The organism is Geotalea sp. SG265, from assembly GCF_022808985.1.
In the GTDB taxonomy this organism is placed as follows: Bacteria; Desulfobacterota; Desulfuromonadia; order Geobacterales; family Geobacteraceae; genus Geotalea.
This window is the reverse complement of sequence record NZ_JAKZFT010000016.1, coordinates 18,131-34,152: the sequence shown is the minus strand read 5'-3', so window position 1 is coordinate 34,152 and position 16,022 is coordinate 18,131. Positions and strand designations below refer to the sequence as shown.

General features: G+C 53.3%; 17 protein-coding genes. 8 read left to right on the top strand and 9 right to left on the bottom strand.

The features are described from left to right. Window positions 1–11: 11 nt before the first annotated feature. Genes nuoH through ML541_RS15760 form a run of 8 tightly spaced genes read right to left on the bottom strand, consistent with a single transcriptional unit; the run spans window position 12 to window position 8,572 of the window. Window positions 12–1,058, bottom strand: coding sequence for an NADH-quinone oxidoreductase subunit NuoH (gene nuoH / locus ML541_RS15795; RefSeq protein WP_243374317.1), 1,047 nt, complete (start codon window positions 1,056–1,058; stop codon window positions 12–14). Between the two features lie 43 nt (window positions 1,059–1,101). Beyond that, the gene (locus tag ML541_RS15790) at window positions 1,102–3,579 is read right to left on the bottom strand and encodes a molybdopterin-dependent oxidoreductase (protein WP_243374316.1); all 2,478 of its coding nucleotides are present in this window, start codon (window positions 3,577–3,579) and stop codon (window positions 1,102–1,104) included. Between the two features lie 41 nt (window positions 3,580–3,620). Then, entirely contained in the window at window positions 3,621–5,402 is a 1,782-nt protein-coding gene (nuoF, locus tag ML541_RS15785; RefSeq protein ID WP_243374315.1) for an NADH-quinone oxidoreductase subunit NuoF, read from the bottom strand. 36 nt (window positions 5,403–5,438) lie between these two features. Beyond that, window positions 5,439–5,945, bottom strand: a complete 507-nt coding sequence (locus ML541_RS15780) for an NAD(P)H-dependent oxidoreductase subunit E (protein ID WP_243374314.1) — start codon at window positions 5,943–5,945, stop codon at window positions 5,439–5,441. A gap of 27 nt (window positions 5,946–5,972) precedes the next feature. After that, window positions 5,973–7,145 (bottom strand): NADH dehydrogenase (quinone) subunit D, encoded by a 1,173-nt coding sequence (gene nuoD / locus ML541_RS15775; protein ID WP_243374313.1) that lies wholly within the window; start codon window positions 7,143–7,145, stop codon window positions 5,973–5,975. A gap of 42 nt (window positions 7,146–7,187) precedes the next feature. Further along, window positions 7,188–7,673: an NADH-quinone oxidoreductase subunit C gene (locus tag ML541_RS15770; RefSeq protein WP_243374393.1), complete on the bottom strand. Its 486-nt coding sequence runs from the start codon at window positions 7,671–7,673 to the stop codon at window positions 7,188–7,190. Window positions 7,674–7,712: 39 nt separating this feature from the next. Then, a complete protein-coding gene (locus ML541_RS15765; RefSeq protein ID WP_243374311.1) occupies window positions 7,713–8,225 on the bottom strand; it encodes an NADH-quinone oxidoreductase subunit B in 513 nt (170 codons plus the stop codon). Then, a complete protein-coding gene (locus tag ML541_RS15760) occupies window positions 8,216–8,572 on the bottom strand; it encodes an NADH-quinone oxidoreductase subunit A (RefSeq protein ID WP_243374391.1) in 357 nt (118 codons plus the stop codon). Before ML541_RS15760 ends, ML541_RS15765 begins: the two co-directional genes overlap by 10 nt. 297 nt (window positions 8,573–8,869) lie before the next feature. Here ML541_RS15760 and hemL point away from each other — a divergent pair, with 297 nt between their 5' ends. From hemL to ML541_RS15730, 6 genes are all read left to right on the top strand, one after another. Then, complete coding sequence (gene hemL, locus ML541_RS15755) at window positions 8,870–10,153, top strand: glutamate-1-semialdehyde 2,1-aminomutase (RefSeq protein WP_243374310.1); 1,284 nt, start codon at window positions 8,870–8,872, stop codon at window positions 10,151–10,153. A 119-nt stretch (window positions 10,154–10,272) separates the two neighbouring features. After that, entirely contained in the window at window positions 10,273–10,512 is a 240-nt protein-coding gene (locus ML541_RS15750; RefSeq protein WP_243374309.1) for an AtpZ/AtpI family protein, read from the top strand. Beyond that, the gene (locus ML541_RS15745) at window positions 10,490–10,873 is read left to right on the top strand and encodes an ATP synthase subunit I (protein ID WP_243374308.1); all 384 of its coding nucleotides are present in this window, start codon (window positions 10,490–10,492) and stop codon (window positions 10,871–10,873) included. The genes ML541_RS15750 and ML541_RS15745 overlap by 23 nt, the downstream gene beginning before the upstream one ends. A 5-nt stretch (window positions 10,874–10,878) precedes the next feature. Next, window positions 10,879–11,568 carry a F0F1 ATP synthase subunit A gene (atpB, locus tag ML541_RS15740; protein WP_243374305.1) on the top strand — a complete coding sequence of 230 codons (690 nt, stop codon included), beginning with the start codon at window positions 10,879–10,881 and terminating at the stop codon, window positions 11,566–11,568. A 71-nt stretch (window positions 11,569–11,639) separates the two neighbouring features. Further along, window positions 11,640–11,915, top strand: a complete 276-nt coding sequence (atpE, locus tag ML541_RS15735; RefSeq protein ID WP_214173850.1) for an ATP synthase F0 subunit C — start codon at window positions 11,640–11,642, stop codon at window positions 11,913–11,915. Between the two features lie 174 nt (window positions 11,916–12,089). Further along, entirely contained in the window at window positions 12,090–12,806 is a 717-nt protein-coding gene (locus ML541_RS15730; protein WP_243374303.1) for a phosphatase, read from the top strand. A gap of 12 nt (window positions 12,807–12,818) precedes the next feature. Here the strand turns inward: ML541_RS15730 and ML541_RS15725 are convergent, their stop codons facing one another. Beyond that, complete coding sequence (locus ML541_RS15725) at window positions 12,819–14,036, bottom strand: DUF3365 domain-containing protein (RefSeq protein ID WP_243374301.1); 1,218 nt, start codon at window positions 14,034–14,036, stop codon at window positions 12,819–12,821. A gap of 317 nt (window positions 14,037–14,353) precedes the next feature. Here ML541_RS15725 and ML541_RS15720 point away from each other — a divergent pair, with 317 nt between their 5' ends. Together ML541_RS15720 and ML541_RS15715 are read left to right on the top strand one after the other, a co-directional pair. Then, window positions 14,354–15,127 (top strand): AAA family ATPase, encoded by a 774-nt coding sequence (locus ML541_RS15720; protein ID WP_243374299.1) that lies wholly within the window; start codon window positions 14,354–14,356, stop codon window positions 15,125–15,127. Continuing rightward, the gene (locus tag ML541_RS15715) at window positions 15,120–15,956 is read left to right on the top strand and encodes a ParB/RepB/Spo0J family partition protein (RefSeq protein ID WP_243374297.1); all 837 of its coding nucleotides are present in this window, start codon (window positions 15,120–15,122) and stop codon (window positions 15,954–15,956) included. The genes ML541_RS15720 and ML541_RS15715 overlap by 8 nt, the downstream gene beginning before the upstream one ends. The last annotated feature ends 66 nt before the right edge of the window (window positions 15,957–16,022 follow it).

Sequence of the window (16,022 nt, the reverse complement as noted above, 5' to 3'; positions counted from 1 at the left end):
GTAAATTTGAACTATTTTAAAAGCGTGACGACGATTCCCGTAGCTACCACGTTGAGCAGGGTAAGCGGCAGGAAGAACTTCCAGCCCAAGCGCATCAACTGGTCGTAGCGATATCGTGGATAGGTGGCCCTGATCCACATACAGACGAAGATCAGGAAGTAAACCTTGATGATGAACCATATCCAACCGGGCAGGAATGCGGGGCCATGCCATCCGCCAAGGAACAGGGTAGTCGTCACGGCACATACGGTGACCATATTGGCATATTCAGCCATGAAGAACATGGCGTATTTCATACTTGAATATTCGGTGCAGAAGCCGGATACGAGTTCCGTCTCGGCTTCGGGAAGGTCGAAAGGGGTACGGTTGATCTCGGCCAAGGAACAGATGAAGAAGACAATGAAGGCAACGGGCTGCTTGAAGGCATACCATGCAAAGCCGGCCTGATCGGCGACGATCTTCTGCAGGGAGAGGGATTCGGAAAGCATGAATACGGAAACGATGGCCAGTCCAGCTGCAAGCTCGTAGGAGACCATCTGCGCGGAAGACCTGAGACCTCCCAGGAGGGAATATTTGCTGTTGGACGACCAGCCTGCCAGAACGATGCCGTATACGCCAAGGGAAGCCATACCCAGGATGTAGAGCACGCCTACATTCACGTCCAGCACCCTGTCTCCGGCGGGATCATAAACTGCGGCAATCTGCAGGGGAATCTGGTAACCGCCGATGGTAATCGTCTCACCGAAAGGTATTACAGCGAAAGAGATGAAAGCAGGGATCAAGGCAACCAGCGGAGCAACCAGGAAAGCGAACTTGCTCGACTGGGCCGGAATGATCTCTTCCTTGAAAAAGAGTTTCAGACCGTCAGCGATGGGCTGCAGCAGTCCGTGCCAGCCGGTCCTCATGGGTCCGAGCCGTACCTGCATGTGACCGATGATCTTCCTTTCGGCGTAAGTGGCATAGGCAACAGTCAATAATACAAAGACAAAGGCCACGAGCACCTTGGCAATCATTGCTATGTAGTACGCAACTGGCAGTCCTAAGATTAGCGTATCCATCTGATTGTCTTCCCCTCTTTAGTTAAATTAGCTCTGATGCGAATTATTTGCTGACGGCGACCCAGGTGACCGGTGAGCCGTCGGTTATGTTATTGATGGACTCTTCGCCGAAGTGGTAGGGTGCAAAAACCACCCCTTTCGGCATCCTCATGTTGACTTTTGCCTTGAGGTTGATTTCGGCGCCGGCAGAAGTGAGCTTGACCAGGTCGTTATCCTGGATTTTCAGTACTGCGGCATCCTCACGGCTGAATTCCGCATACCCCTCGGGACAGACATGCATCGGCCCTTGGCCGAAACGGGACATGGTGCCGCAGTGGTACAAGGCGCTTCCGGTAACCAGTGCATATTTACCCGCCTCTGCCTTGACAGGCGACGCAGCAACGGGAACGAACCTGCCTTTGACGGCAACTGGAACAAGTGCCCCCTCATCGCCAAGCTTGTCATAGGTCAGACCGTTGTAGCCGGCAACTTCCCGGGCGATTTCCACAAAAACCTGGCTGGAGTCTGCAAAAGAGGCTCCTCCCAGTCTGCTGCTCAGTTCGTTCAGAATGTCGAAGTCGCTGCGGCTAGCTCCGATGGGTTTGATGGCCTTCCTGACCCGCTGCACCATTCTTCCGACACTGGTAAAGGTTCCGTCCTTTTCGGCAAAGGAACATGCCGGCAGAACGACATGAGCCTTTTCGGCGGTCTCGGTCAGGAAAAGATCCTGCACCACGAGGAAGCCGACTTTGTCTAGGGCATCGGCGACTTTCTTCCGGTTGGGGTAGGAAACAACCGGGTTCTCGCCCACCACGTACAATGCTTTTGTGGCACCCGCAGCGCAGGAAGCGATGATATCCGTTGCACCCTTTCCGTTGCCGGCAGGATAAACGCCCATATCGACGGCACCCTGGCTGTTGTTCTTCTCTCCCATGATCAGGACGCCCGACCCTTCCTTGCCGATCTTTCCGGCAACGAGTGCCAGATTGATCAACGCCTGAGCAAGGGCCTTGTCATGCCCGGGATAGCCGAGACCCAGGGGAAGCAGGATCAGGGCCTTGTCAGCCTTGGCATAATCCGTAGCCAAGCCGATTATCTCTTCGGCGGCGATGCCGCATACCTCAGCAGCCTGCGCCGGACTGTAGCCCTCCAGGGATTTATTGTACTCTTCAAGACCGGCGACGCCCATTGCTGAGGGGTCCGTCAGGTTGTTATCCACAATGACCTTTGCAAGGGCATTTACCAGGAGTATCTCGTTCCCAGGCTTGTAGACGTAAGTCTTTGCCTTGGGCAGCCGGGAGAGTTTGCCTTTTTTATCGGAAATGACTCGCAGATCGACCCCTTTGCGTTTGACGCCGAGATTGATCTCAAAACCGAGTACCGGGTGAGTCTCGTAGGCATCGGTCTTCACCACCAGCAGCAGGTCGCTTTTCTGAATGTCGGTCACGGTGGAAGGGGAAGCAGCAAAACCCAGGCTCTCCATGGCTCCGTGACTGAGAGCGCTGTGGGCATACCCTGCGGAGTGGTCAAGGTTGTTCGACCCGAGAACGTCTTTGAAGAGCTTTCGTGCCAGGTAGAGTTCCTCATTGGTGAGACGCGGAGATACCAAGCCAGCCACAGCATCGCTACCTGCCGACTTCAGCCCTTCAGCAACGGCAGCCAGAGCCTCATCCCATGTTGCCGGCTCCAACCTGCCATTCTTTCTCACCAGAGGAGTCGAAAGACGTTTGTCGCTGTTGACGAACTGGTAACCGAAGCGGCCACGGGTGCAAAGCTGGCCGTTGTGAAAACCCTGATTTTCATCGTAAACGGTTGTGAGGACCTTGTTGCCTTTAACACCCAAGGTGAGCTGGCAGCCGGTCCCGCAGTATGAGCAAACGGATTTGACTTTGTTAAGGGACCACCAGCGGGCCTTGAATTTGAAGGGACGCGACACTAGAGCACCAACGGGACAGACTGAAACACAGGAACCGCAGAACTCACAGTTAAGGGGACCGTCAAATTCGGTGCCCATCTTGGCTTCGATACCTCGGTTTATAAAGGTATAAGCGCCAAAGGAAACGATTTCGTCGCAGATTCGGGCACATTTACCGCAATGGATACAGCGGTTCATGTCACGTTCGATAAGCGGATTTTCGTAATCTATCTTGTGATTGAACTTTTCATCCGTGAACTGGTTGGTGTTGACCTTGTATTCATAGGTAAGATTCTGCAGATCACAGTCACCTGCGGCATCACAAACCGGACAGTCCACCGGATGTTTAAGCAGGAGCAGCTCCAGGACTAGCTTTCTGGCGTTGATGATCTCAGGTGTGGTGGTTTTGACGATCATCCCTTCCGTAACCGGCGTGGTGCAGGCAGGTATGAGCCTACCTTTCATCTGCTCTACTTCGACAAGACACATCCTGCAGCCGCCGAACGGATGCAGCTTCTTATCGTGACAAAGTATCGGAATTCTTATACCGGCTGATTTGGCCGCATCATAAATGGTAGCGTCTTTAGGTACAGTTACCTTTTTATCATCGATTGTAAGATTAACCATCTCGACCCTCTGTTCTCCCTCGGATGTATACTGATGATCAGCTACTCAATGGCCATGAAACGGCAGGCGTCATAGCAGGACTTGCACTTGGTGCACTTTTCCTTGTCAAGGAAAGCGATCTGGCCTTTTTCCCAGACAATGGCATTGGAAGGACAGGCTTTGAAACACGCTCCACATTTAACGCATTTTTCTTCAACCACCTGCCACAGGAGAAGTTCCTTGCAGCAGTTGGACGGGCACCGTTTGTCATTGATGTGGGCTTCATACTCATGGCGGAAGTATTTGATCGTGGACAGAATCGGGTTTGGCGCCGTCTGCCCCAGGCCGCACAGCGAAGCTTTCTTGATGGTGGCTCCCATCTCAAGGAGCGTGTCGATGTCTGAAGCCTGGCCACGTCCCTCAGTGATACGCTCCAAAATGTCAAGCATTGCCTTCAGTCCGATACGGCAAGGCACGCATTTACCGCAGGATTCCATCCTGGTGAAGGTCAGGAAGAAACGGGCAACGTCTACCATGCAGGTCGTTTCGTCCATGACGACCAGACCACCGGAGCCCATCATGGCGCCTGCCTTTATGAGCGAGTCGTAGTCAACGGGTGTATCCAGCACCTCGGCAGGGATGCAGCCGCCGGAAGGCCCACCGGCCTGAACGGCTTTGAATTTCCTGTTGTTGGCAATACCGCCGCAGACATCGTAGATAACCTGGCGTACGCTCATACCGGCGGGAACTTCCACAAGACCGGTGTGCTTCACTTTACCGGTTACGGCAAAGATCTTGGTGCCCTTGGTGGTATCGGTGCCGAGGGAAGCATACCAATCGGCCCCTTTGTTGATGATATGACGGACGTTGGCAAAGGTCTCGACGTTGTTGATGTTGGTCGGTTTGCCCCAAAGTCCCTTGACTGCGGGGAAGGGAGGACGGGGGCGGGGCATGCCGCGCTCGCCTTCGATGGAGGCCATGAGTGCCGTTTCCTCGCCGCAGACGAAAGCACCGGCTCCCATCTTGATGCGCATGTCGAAATCGAAGCCCCAGCCTTGGATATTTTTCCCGAGCCAGCCTTTTTCGTAACAGATATCGATGGCATGCTGCAGGCGCTGGATGGCGAGAGGATACTCAGCACGGACGTAGACATAACCGTAGTAGCAGCCAATGGCGTAGGCGGCAACCATCATGCCCTCGATGATGCAGAATGGGTCACCTTCCAGAACGGAACGGTCCATGAACGCGCCTGGGTCGCCCTCGTCGGCGTTGCAAATGAGGTATTTTTTGTCACCCGGAGAAGCGGCACAAAAGGACCATTTCATTCCGGTGGGAAAGCCCCCGCCCCCACGGCCACGCAGACCGGCTTTCTTGACTTCGTCGATAACCTCGGCCGGCTTCATGGTCTTGATACATTTCTCAATGGCCTTGAAACCGTCTTCGTCAAGGTAGGCCTGCAGGCTGTCAGGGTCGATCTGGCCGCAACCGGACATGACGATACGCATCTGCTGGTCAACGAAGGTGTTGTAATAGGGCTTGGCTTTTTTCTTTTCTATGGGGGTGCGATTGACGATGTGCTCGTCGATAATGGCCGCCACATCCTCTGGAACGACGAAGTCATAGGTGACCCTGCCGTTTTCGGGAGTGATGACGTCCACAAGGACATCGTTGGCGCAGAGGCCGCGACAGCCGGTTTTGATGATGTCGCACCGCTTGCCGATGACGGCATTGATCCCCTTTTCTTCTATTAATCGGGTAAATTCCGCCTCTACCTTTTTTGCACCGGCCGAGATACCGCCGGTACCTTGACAGATCAGAATCTTTATTGCTTCATTTTCGCTCATAAAAAATGATCCCCTGCTGGAAATTATAGAGCTACTCTATTTCATTGGCCTTTGGCCGTAGTCGGCGACTATCTCTTCAACCTTTTGCACGGTCATCTTGCCGAAGGTATCATCGTTGACCATGGCAAGAGGCGCCATACCGCAGGCACCCAGGCAGGCAACCTTTTCAAAGGTGAAGCGAAGATCCGGGGTAGTCTCGGCATGGCCGATGTGAAGCTTGTCGAAAAAGGTCTCGACAATACGCTCAGCCCCCTGGACGTGACAGGCGGTCCCGACGCAAACCCTGATAATGAACTTGCCGCGGGGTTTCAAATGGAACTGGGCGTAGAAGGTAAGAACGCCGTATATCTGGCTTGGGTAGACATTCAGCCGCTCGGCCACAAGGTCTATGGTCGGCTTCGGCACATAGCCGTATTCTTCCTGTATCCCCTGCAGCACGGGCATAAGATTCCCTGGCAGGGTAAGGAATTTGTCGATCACCTGATTGGCGGCGGTCAGGTCTATTTCTTGCGTTTGCAGTTCTTCGGCTGGAGCGTTACTCATTTACTCCATCTCCTTTATTAGTGGGAGTTACCTGTCGATTTCACCAAGGACTATGTCGAGAGTTCCGATAATGGCAACCAGGTCAGCGATCATGGCGCCTTTTGCCATTTTTTCGATAGCCCCGAGATTGACGAATGATGGCGGACGGATTCTCATACGGTAAGGCCGGGTGCCCCCATCGCTGACGATGTAGTAGCCCAGCTCGCCCTTGGGAGCCTCCACCGATTGGTAGACCTCGCCTTCAGGGACAGGAAAGCCCTCGCTGGCAATCTTGAAGTGATGGATCAGCCCCTCGATGGTGTTGTAGACGTTTTCCTTCGGGGGATAGCAGACCTGCGGTGCATCGGCCAGGATCGGCCCGGGCTTAAGCGAATCCAGCGCCTGCTTGATGATCTTGACCGCCTCGCGCATTTCGGTCATGCGCACCTTGTAACGGTCAAAGGTGTCGCAATTCTGCCCAACCGGCACCTGAAACTTATATTTTTCATAGCCACTGTATGGATTGTCCCTTCTCAAGTCCCAATCCACGCCGGATCCGCGCAGAGCCGGACCGGTTATCCCGTAGTCGATGGCATCTTCAGCGGAAATGACGCCGTTGCCGATGGTACGCTGCAGCCAGATGGTGTTCTTGGTCAACAGTCCTTCGTAGGTATCGAAGTGTCCGGGAAAGGTGTCGACAATCTCCCTGACATCCTTCTCAAAGCCGTCATACACCTCCCTGGAGAGGCCGCCGACCCGGAAATAACTGGAAGTCATACGGGCACCGGAAATTTTCTCGTAAAGATCCATGACCTTTTCACGCTCGCGAAAGGCATAGAGAAATACGGTCATTGCACCGATATCGAGAGCGTGGGTAGCAATCCATACCAAATGGGATTTCAGCCTGGTCAGTTCCGCCAGGATCACCCTAATGGTCTGTGCCCTCTCGGGAACCTCGATACCCAGAAGCTTTTCCACAGCAAGGACATAGCCCAGGTTGTTGCTAAGCGGAGCCAGGTAGTCAAGCCGGTCTGTAAGCGGAATGGTCTGATGATAGGTACGATGCTCCGAAAGCTTTTCCACACCGCGGTGCAGATAGCCTATATGGGGTGTCACTTTCTGCACAATTTCACCGTCTAGTTCGACAACCAGCCGCAAAACCCCGTGGGTACTCGGATGCTGCGGACCCATGTTTACTGTCATTATCTCTGTACTAGCCATTGTTCGCCTCTATGATGAGATAGATACTGATCTTGTGTTAAACTAGGACAGCCGACCCTTGTAAGGTTCACGGTCAGGCCCTTGCAGTGGATAGTCCTTGCGCAGCGGGTGCCCAACCCAGTCATCCGTCATCAAAATTCTGCGAAGATCAGGGTGATTGTTAAAGGTGATGCCCATGAGATCGTAGACTTCCCGCTCAAGCCAGTTGGCGGTACTCCAGACACCGCATACGGTGTCGATCGTGCAGTCGCCGTCGGCAACCGGTGCCTTGACCCTGAGGCGATCCTTATTGGGGATGGAATAAAGATTATAGACAACCATGAAGCGGGGCTCGGCGCCGAGATAGTCAACCGCCGTCACATCGGTCAGCAGATTGTAGCGCTGGTCCTGTTTCAGAAAATTGCAGATGGCAACGATATCCTCTTTCTTTACCGTAACGGTCACTTCACCCCTGAATTCCTTGACATCCAGAATGGAGGAAGCAAATTTTTCCCGTAGCTTGATTACTGCTCGATTGTTTTCTGCCATATCAGACATACCTTTTCCTTTGGTATTGTGATAATTACCTTAAGCGGCAGGCTCCAGTCTTTCACCGAGCCCGATTGCAGAACCGAAGGTGTTCCGCTCCTTGCCGATTTTCTCCTGAAGCTTCATGATCCCGTAGAGCAGCGCTTCAGGCCGCGGCGGACAGCCGGGAACATAGACATCTACGGGCAGCGCCTCATCTATACCCTGAACGACACTGTAGGTATCGAAGACCCCACCCGAGCAGGCACAGGCGCCCATGGCGATAACCCATTTCGGCTCAGGCATCTGCTCATAGACCGTCTTGATGACGGGCAGCATCTTTTTGGTTACCGTGCCGGCAATAATGATACAGTCGGACTGCCGCGGCGAAGCGCGGAAGATTATGCCGAAGCGGTCCAGGTCATGCTTTGCCGCACCAGCAGCCATCATTTCGATGGCGCAGCAGGCAAGTCCAAAGGTCATAGGCCAGATGGAGGACTTTCTTGCCCAGTTGACGAGGCCGTCCAAGGAAGCGGTAACAATATTATCTCCCAATGGTTGATCTACTCCCATTCCAAGGCTCCTTTTTTCCAGACATAAATATAACCGACAAAGAGAATTACTATAAAGACTCCCATCTCCATAAGGCCGAACATCCCCAGCCTCTTGAACAGCACCGCCCAGGGATAAAGAAATACAGCCTCTATATCGAACAGGATGAACAGCATCGCTATAATATAGAATTTGATGGAGAAGCGCTCCCGCGCGCTGCCGACCGGATCACAACCACATTCATACGGCGACATCTTTACATCAGAAGGCTTTTTTTGCCCAATGAGCGACGACAGGATTATGGACCCCAGACCAAAGGCCGCCGCCACAGCAACCAGAACAATTATCGGTAGATAGGCACCTAGCATTTTCAACTATCCTCCTGGATTGACGTTATTCTCATTAAGAAGGCTACAACACCCTATCGGCTGCAGATAGGCTTCTTTCTTAGCTGTACAGTGTTTACAAAGGTATACTGTATACAGCACGCGGAATTTAAGGTATTTCCCATTCTTTGTCAAGGAAAAAAATGTGCCGGTCTCCCCATCTTTTTTGCCTCTTCCGCCTATATAAACCGGCAATTAATTCCCTTGACACGGCGTGGACATTCATGGTACGAACCTCAGCGATTAAGCATTAAAAACCAATATGTTAGGGGATTTCACATGAATTTCGGCCAGTCTTCCAAACTATTCAATGAAGCACAGAACGCCATTCCCGGCGGGGTAAACAGTCCGGTTCGCGCCTTTAAGTCAGTCGGCACCGACCCTCTTTTCATTAGAAAAGCATCAGGATGTTTCATCGAAGATGTAGACGGCAACAGCTTCATCGATTATGTTGGCTCATGGGGCCCGATGATTCTCGGTCACTGCCACCCCCAGGTCGTTTGTGCCGTCAAGGCCGCTGTAGATCATGGCTGCAGCTTCGGCGCCCCCACCGAGCTGGAAATAACCCTCGCAGAAATGGTGATCAAGGCCGTACCGTCAATCGAGATGGTCAGAATGGTCAGCTCCGGCACCGAGGCCACCATGAGCGCCATACGCCTGGCACGTGGTTATACCGGCCGCGACAAGATCCTCAAGTTCTCCGGATGCTACCACGGCCATTCCGACTCCCTTCTTGTGAAGGCTGGCTCCGGTGCAGCAACCTTCGGAGTGCCCGACTCTCCGGGCGTGCCCCAGGATTTCGCCCGCCATACGCTCACCGCCGAATATAATAATCTTGAGTCGGTAAAGACTCTCATCTCAGAAAACAAGGGACAGGTCGCGTGCATTATCGTGGAGCCGGTTGCCGGAAACATGGGCACGGTACCGCCGCGGGAAGGCTTTCTTGAGGGATTGCGCAGCCTCTGCACCGAGGAAGGGATCGTTCTCATTTTTGACGAGGTGATGTCCGGCTTCAGGGTCGCTTACGGCGGCGCCCAGGAGCTTTACGGCATTACCCCAGATATGACCACGTTGGGCAAGATTATCGGTGGCGGATTGCCAGTAGGTGCCTTCGGCGGCAAGAAGGAAATCATGGCCCTGCTTTCACCCGCCGGTGGAGTCTATCAGGCAGGAACGCTGTCGGGCAACCCGTTGGCGATGACAGCAGGCATTGAAACGCTGAAACTGCTGCAGACACCGGATTTTTACAGGAAGCTTGAGGAGAAGAGTTCTTATGTCGCGGCCGGCATCGCAAAGGCTGCCGAAAAAGCAGGATTCCCCATCTACTCCACCAGAGTCGGCAGCATGTTCTGTGCCTTCTTCTCCAGGGAACCGGTTTACGACTGGACAACTGCAGCCAAATGCGACACCAAGGCGTTCGCCAGATACTTCCGCCTGATGCTCGAAGAAGGCATTTACCTGGCACCGTCGCAATTTGAAACCGCCTTCGTCTCCATGGCCCATGGGGCCGAGGAGCTGGACCGGACCATTGCTGCTGCAGAGAAATCTTTCAAGGCCCTTTAGGTTGTCGCACCCTGTTCCGCGGCCCATAACAAATGCCGCTAAATGTGATTGACAACTTCGTCTTCAATGTGCTATCAAGCCTTGTTTTGATGTAGCCCGGAAAAACGGCACCGGTCAATATGGACGAAGAAAAGAAAAGGCTGATCAAAACCCTGGGGATGATTTCCACCATGGGTATCTCCATGGCAGTGGCAATTGCCCTTGGTGTGTACATCGGCCGGGCACTGGACAACTGGCTGCACACCACGCCATGGTTCTTCTTTATCTTCCTGTTTTTTGGCATCGTCGCCGGGTTTCGTAATATATTTATCATTGCCGGAAGAGAAATAAAAAAAGATGACGTGGGTAAAGATAAGTGAAAATAATTTCTTTACCCTGCTTACCCGCGCCAGCATCGCCCTGACCATTCTGTTGGCGCTCATCGCATCTTCGTTCTCCACACTTCGTTTTACCGCCGGCGTTCTGGCTGGCGGCCTGTTGGCCGTCGCCAATTTCTACTGGCTGCGAAGCATTCTGCAAAGGGCCCTTCAGTTACGGGTCCAGGAGGCGCCGCGGTTTGCGGTCCTGCGCTATATGGTCAGGCTGGCGCTTTTTGCCGGCGCGGTCTACGTGTTAGTAGTATGTGCCAGTATCGACGTTTTTGGCCTGCTGATCGGCCTGTCGGTACTTGTCATAAATATTGTCGCTTTATCCATCTATCAGTCCCTCAAAGGAGGCTAGCATCAATGGTTCATCCGTTTCTTTTCCTGCAGTTCTTTAGACATCTCCTGGCTCCGCTAGGCATAGCGGAAGGAGGAGCCGATGCCATTGCCTATACTTGGCTCATCATTGCGCTTCTGCTCATTGTCTCCATACTGGCGACAAAAGGTTTGAAAGCAGTTCCTGGCAAATTGCAGAATTTCATGGAAGTCATTATCGGCGGCATCGAAAACATGGTGGTCGAAACCATGGGAGAACACGGCAAACCATTCTTTCCCCTGATTGCGACCCTCGCCCTGTTCATCCTGGTGTCCAACCTCATCGGCCTCATTCCCGGCTTCTTCCCGCCGACGGCCAACATCAACACCACTGCGGCATGTGCAGTGATCGTTTTCGTCACCACCCACATCGTCGGCATCAAGGAACACGGGGTAAAGTACATCAAGCATTTCCTCGGCCCCATCCTTTGGCTGGCTCCCATGATGTTCTTCATCGAAGTCATCGGCCACTTCAGCCGCGTCATCTCCCTTACCCTCCGTCTCTTCGGCAACATGAACGGTCATGAGCTGGTGCTTATGATCTTCTTCGGCCTCGCTCCATTCCTGGTGCCCCTGCCGATGATGCTGATGGGGGTGCTGGTATCTTTCATCCAGGCATTCGTTTTCATGCTGTTGGCCATGATCTACATCCAGGGTTCCCTGGAAGAAGGGCACTGATTCACGAGATAAACATTTAAGCATTATTCCTATACTATTTAGGAAATATTCAAAACAAAGGAGAAGGAAAAATGAGCTTTTTTACAATGTGTGTTCTCGCAGCAGGTATTGGTATGGCACTCGGCACCCTCGGGACCGGTATCGGCCAGGGTCTGGCAGTCAAGAGTGCTGTTGAAGGCGTTTCCAGAAACCCCGGCGCTTCCGGCAAAATCCTCACCACCATGATGATCGGTCTGGCCATGATCGAGTCTCTGGCCATCTACGCCCTGGTTGTCTGCTTGATCATCCTCTTCGCCAACCCCTACAAGGATATCGCCCTCAAGCTGGCTGAGACCGTTGCCAAGTAATTGAACTCACCAAGAGACAAAAAAAGGGTGTGCCGCCGGCACACCCTTTTTTTGTTCATCTCCAACAGTGCTGAATGCTTGAAAGCTTTCTTCCTCTGATAATGCAGCCCGTGCACCTGGATCGACCTCGCCGCGCCGGTTGACTTTCATGGATGGGTATGGAATAGTCTGGCTATGAAACTGATTGCCGACATGCACACCCACACCATCGCGTCCGGTCACGCGTATTCCACCGTGAATGAGCTCGCCGAAGCGGCCGCGCGCAAGGGGCTCAAGGCTCTCGCCTTAACCGATCACGGGCCGGCAATGCCTGGTGGACCACATCTTTACCACTTCGGCGCAATACGGTTCATCCCCAGGGGAATAGCCGGTGTACGCATTCTGTGCGGCGTTGAAGCGAATATTCTCAATACACGGGGTGAGATAGATCTGCCTGATCGTTACCAGGAGCGCCTTGATTTCATCATGGCAGGACTGCACGAAGGGTGCGGCTTTGATGACCAAGGATTACGAAACAACACTCAGGCTGTGATCAACGCCATGGCTAATCCCCACATTCACGCCGTGTCGCATCCGGGAAATCCACTTTTCCCGACTGATTATGAAGAAGTAGTCAAAGCGGCACTGCATACAGGTACCGCTTTGGAAATAAACAATGCATCCCTAGGGATCAGTCGTGAGGGGAGCAGACCCAACTGCAGGAAACTCGCCGACCTTATTGCCCGCTACGGAGCCCCTGTTGTAGTCGGCAGCGATGCCCATATCTCCCAAGGAGTCGGCGTTTTCGACGATGCACTGCAGCTTTTAGCTGAAACCGGCATTAACGAGACCCAGGTCGTTAATTCCTCCCTGGAGAGGCTTCTCATCTTCCTCCGGCTGCAACCGCTCTGAGTGTGGGGTTGTTCATCGCTGCTCACCGTTATGCAGGATTGCGGTTATCATTGGCTGCTGATCGGTCTGCGTTGCTGAAAGACCCACTTCGACCCGGTGTTCGCCACCGTCGGCACTACGCACCACATGAAAGGTCGTCGCGGCCGGACGTCTCCCTTTCCTGATCTCTTCCAGGAAAGCATTCACCTCCACTTTCAGCCGTTCCCCTTCCAGAAAAAAATCATAGATATTTTCGCCCAGGAGTTCCAGCCTGGTAGCCCCGATTAATTCCTCCGCCTTCTGATTGGTAATGACGATCTTGCCGTCTGTCATGAAGGTGATGACGGCCGACCTGGCAACCTCGATGAATTCCCGGTAGCGTTGCTCGGATTCACGGCTTTGCGCCCTCTTGCGCCCTAATTCATCCATCATGTCGTTAAAGGCGGCGATCAGCTTGCCTATTTCGTCATCCGATGTCCTTGGCAAAGGGGTGAAGGTGTCCGTCCTGGTGACATTGCTGATGCTTTCGGAAAGCATTCTTACCGGATGAATGATGATCCGCCGTACCAGTGCCGCCATGATCGCGATGATGATGAAGAAAACCACTCCCCGGTAGGCGAGGTCCAGCTTCAGGTTAGTGCCGATGTCCCGGTAGAGTTCCGCCATGGGTACGGTAACTGAAACGGCACCAATCACCTCGCCGAGCTTGTAGTCATAGGAATAATGGCCTCGGGGAAAGCGCTGACGAATAAACAGCGGGGCATTATCGTAGCTGCCGTGACAGGCTAGACAGGACTTTTCGGCAACCATTGACTGCATGTACCTGAATGCATCCCCTCCTTCCGATTGCACGACCCGATAATTCTCCCGAACCACCCTACCCGAGAAACGCTGCAGTTGTTCCGTTTCATATTCATCGGGACGGTTGCCTGGATTCCGATAACGCAGCGATACCTGCCTGACGTAAAATTTCGTATCCCTTGTCATGCGGGCGGCAATTTGCGTGGCGACCACCTGGGGGACCAGGGCATAATTGTGTGCTGCTTCACCGTGTTCCACCGAGGAGATGTAATCCCGCGTCTCGATGATCTGGCGGGCGATGTTGCGGGCGTTGTCCACAGCCACTTTAAGGATCAGGTTGCGCTGGCGCTGGTATATGAGAAAAGAGGCGGAAATAAACAGAACGATCAACAGGCAGGACATGATCAGGTTGAACTTGGTATTGATACTCATGGAACTGAAGCGTGCCATGGTCCCTCCCTGGCGAAAAGTCTCAACCAAGTATACCCTGCACATTAAAGGAAGCAAGCAGGGGCAGCATGACGCAAATGCTCACCCACAGGGTTCTGCCTGACGCAGCTTGACCGGGCAGACATGCGCTGCAATGATCGTCGGATGCGCACCAATCATGGACCATGACGAAGCGGGCTCTTCACTGGCCAGAATGGGTACTATTTAAAAAAAACTTTGCATCCAGGCATCGATGTGATAGTTTTCTTCCGCTTCAGCGGCTTCCATCCTCCACATCCCCGTTGACTTGTTCACACAACACCATTGGAAAACTTACTATGGGAAAGATCATCTGCATAGCCAACCAAAAAGGTGGCGTCGGCAAAACGACGACCTCGGTAAACCTCGCCGCCTCACTGGCGGTTGCCGAAAAACGTACCCTCCTCGTGGATATGGATCCACAAGGCAATGCCGGAAGCGGCGTGGGTATCGACAAGGCCAAACTGCAGGCATCGGTCTACGATGTGCTCATCGATGATGTGGAGCCGGAAAAAGCGATCCTGAAAACCAGCTTCCCCTTTCTGGACATCCTGCCATCTAACGGCGACCTTGCAGGAGCCGAACTGGAGCTTGTCTCCATCATCGGCAGGGAACTTAAACTCAAGCATGCCCTTGCCCCCCTTGCAGAAGCCTATGATTATATTCTTATCGATTGCCCTCCCTCGCTGGGACTTTTGACCGTCAATTCCATGACCGCGGCAGAATCGGTGCTGATACCCCTCCAGTGTGAGTTTTATGCCATGGAAGGGCTCTCCCACATTCTGAAAACCATAACCCTCGTACAAAAAGGGCTCAATCCCGCCCTCAGGATCGAGGGAATTCTCCTGACCATGTTCGATGCCAGGAATAATCTCTCCCATCAGGTAAGGGAAGAAATACAGAACCACTTCAAAAAGGAAACGTTCCAGACTATCGTGCCCCGTAACGTCCGGCTCTCCGAGGCACCAAGCCACGGCAAGCCCATCATTCTCTACGATATCACGTCACGGGGAGCTACCAGCTACATGGACCTTGCCAAGGAAATAATCAGCCGGGAGGCGCATCATGGTTAAAAAAACCGGCCTGGGCAGAGGAATGGCGGCACTGCTTCCCGTAGTAGAGGAAGAAGGCCGGCGGTTCTTCAGCTGCCCCATAGAGGAAATTCGTCCCAACAAAGACCAGCCCCGAAAGACATTTGCCCATGACAAGCTTGAGGAACTGGCGGCATCCATCCGCGAAAAAGGAATCATTCAGCCGCTGGTAGTGGTGGCAAAGGGAAGCCACTACGAGCTGATCGCCGGCGAACGGCGTTGGCGTGCCGCACAGAAAGCGGGACTCCGCGAAGTCCCTGTCGTCATCCAGGATGTATCCGAGGATACCGCCCTGGAGATGGCACTCATAGAAAACATCCAGCGTGAAGATCTCAATGCCGTGGAAGAGGCCGAGGCTTATCATTCGCTACTGGAACGGTTCGCACTCTCCCAGGAGGAACTGGCAAAGAGGGTGGGCAAGGATCGTTCCACTGTGGCCAACTCCATACGGCTTCTGCGGCTCCCTGCCGAAATAAAGCTCGACGTCATTGAAGAGCGACTTTCCATGGGGCACGCCAGGGCACTGCTGACCCTCGATACCGTTGATCAGATGAAAGAAGCGAGAGAGACGGTGATCAGAAAGAAACTGACGGTGCGGGCTACGGAAGCCCTGGTGAAGAACCTCAAAGCTAACAAGCAGCCAAAAGCCAAGAAACAACCAGACCCGCACCTGGCCGATCTCGTTGAGCGCATGCAACGTCACTTCAAAACTAAAATCAACTTCCGCCCGAGCGGTAAGGGGGGAAAGATCGAGATCAGCTATCACGACCAGAAGGAACTTATCCGCCTCATCGAACTGCTCAATCTCTAGGGCATTCTCATTTTTCGAAAACTGCCGTTTTTTTGGACAAAACACTTGACTTATAGCAGGTGGTAT

Coding starts and splice junctions, on each gene's coding strand:
- nuoH (WP_243374317.1), bottom strand. CDS start 1,058: ATGGATACGCTAATCTTAGGACTGCCAGTTGCGTACTACATAGCAATG.
- ML541_RS15790 (WP_243374316.1), bottom strand. CDS start 3,579: ATGGTTAATCTTACAATCGATGATAAAAAGGTAACTGTACCTAAAGAC.
- nuoF (WP_243374315.1), bottom strand. CDS start 5,402: ATGAGCGAAAATGAAGCAATAAAGATTCTGATCTGTCAAGGTACCGGC.
- ML541_RS15780 (WP_243374314.1), bottom strand. CDS start 5,945: ATGAGTAACGCTCCAGCCGAAGAACTGCAAACGCAAGAAATAGACCTG.
- nuoD (WP_243374313.1), bottom strand. CDS start 7,145: ATGGCTAGTACAGAGATAATGACAGTAAACATGGGTCCGCAGCATCCG.
- ML541_RS15770 (WP_243374393.1), bottom strand. CDS start 7,673: ATGGCAGAAAACAATCGAGCAGTAATCAAGCTACGGGAAAAATTTGCT.
- ML541_RS15765 (WP_243374311.1), bottom strand. CDS start 8,225: ATGGGAGTAGATCAACCATTGGGAGATAATATTGTTACCGCTTCCTTG.
- ML541_RS15760 (WP_243374391.1), bottom strand. CDS start 8,572: ATGCTAGGTGCCTATCTACCGATAATTGTTCTGGTTGCTGTGGCGGCG.
- hemL (WP_243374310.1), top strand. CDS start 8,870: ATGAATTTCGGCCAGTCTTCCAAACTATTCAATGAAGCACAGAACGCC.
- ML541_RS15750 (WP_243374309.1), top strand. CDS start 10,273: ATGGACGAAGAAAAGAAAAGGCTGATCAAAACCCTGGGGATGATTTCC.
- ML541_RS15745 (WP_243374308.1), top strand. CDS start 10,490: ATGACGTGGGTAAAGATAAGTGAAAATAATTTCTTTACCCTGCTTACC.
- atpB (WP_243374305.1), top strand. CDS start 10,879: ATGGTTCATCCGTTTCTTTTCCTGCAGTTCTTTAGACATCTCCTGGCT.
- atpE (WP_214173850.1), top strand. CDS start 11,640: ATGAGCTTTTTTACAATGTGTGTTCTCGCAGCAGGTATTGGTATGGCA.
- ML541_RS15730 (WP_243374303.1), top strand. CDS start 12,090: ATGAAACTGATTGCCGACATGCACACCCACACCATCGCGTCCGGTCAC.
- ML541_RS15725 (WP_243374301.1), bottom strand. CDS start 14,036: ATGGCACGCTTCAGTTCCATGAGTATCAATACCAAGTTCAACCTGATC.
- ML541_RS15720 (WP_243374299.1), top strand. CDS start 14,354: ATGGGAAAGATCATCTGCATAGCCAACCAAAAAGGTGGCGTCGGCAAA.
- ML541_RS15715 (WP_243374297.1), top strand. CDS start 15,120: ATGGTTAAAAAAACCGGCCTGGGCAGAGGAATGGCGGCACTGCTTCCC.